Annotated in this window: 2 protein-coding genes; both read right to left on the bottom strand. The window is 38.4% G+C overall.

Annotation, left to right across the window (positions count from 1 at the left end; translation table 11 throughout):
• The coding region (locus ACFQY0_RS21340; protein ID WP_379717129.1) for a hypothetical protein at positions 1-223 on the bottom strand (223 nt) is incomplete at its 3' end.
• A gap of 112 nt (positions 224-335) precedes the next feature.
• On the bottom strand, positions 336-586 hold a 251-nt coding region (locus tag ACFQY0_RS21335), incomplete at its 5' end, for a beta-galactosidase (protein ID WP_379717126.1).

The following is a 586-nucleotide window of genomic DNA, read 5'->3' as shown; positions in this document are numbered from 1 at the left end:
CTGGTTTCTTCTCAATCAGCGCGTAGAGTGTGTTCATACGCGCTTTTCTAAACTCAGGGCTTTCTGTTGCCATTGTCTCAATCATGATATCGCCGACAGGAAATGTGTAAATATCATCTGTTAGTTCTAACAGGGATGCTTCTAATCGTTCCATCTTGTGATTGTTTTCAACAAAAACGACGACCTGTCCTTCTGAAAGCTCTTGTATCTCGTTAAAGAACACGCCTTTAAACTCGTCACTAATCCCAGTAACGAGTAAATTTCCATCATGATTCGGTTTTACAATTTCTTTAATACGATCATCATTTTTAACCTCACTTTAGAATAATATTACATCATTTCAGATAAGTTTTCGACATATAAAAATTCACAGAGCTTTTCTTCTCCATCAATTCTTTAAAAACTCGTGCCGCGTCTGACGCATCACGTGTATGATGTTCACCTGTCCAGTAATCAAACCATCCAATCCAGAATTCAGCGACCATTTTAGGAGAATTCGGCATCATTTTTTTCAACTGCTGAAAAGCATTCTCCCCCTTTGAACCGAAATTTAATGTCGTTGTTATGTCAGGTAGCGATCCTTGCT

Origin of the sequence: Haloferula chungangensis (assembly GCF_042664875.1) — a bacterium.
In the GTDB taxonomy this organism is placed as follows: Bacteria; Verrucomicrobiota; Verrucomicrobiia; order Verrucomicrobiales; family Akkermansiaceae; genus Haloferula; species Haloferula chungangensis.
Note: the sequence above shows the minus strand (reverse complement) of the source record. Positions and strands in the feature narration are given on the sequence as shown.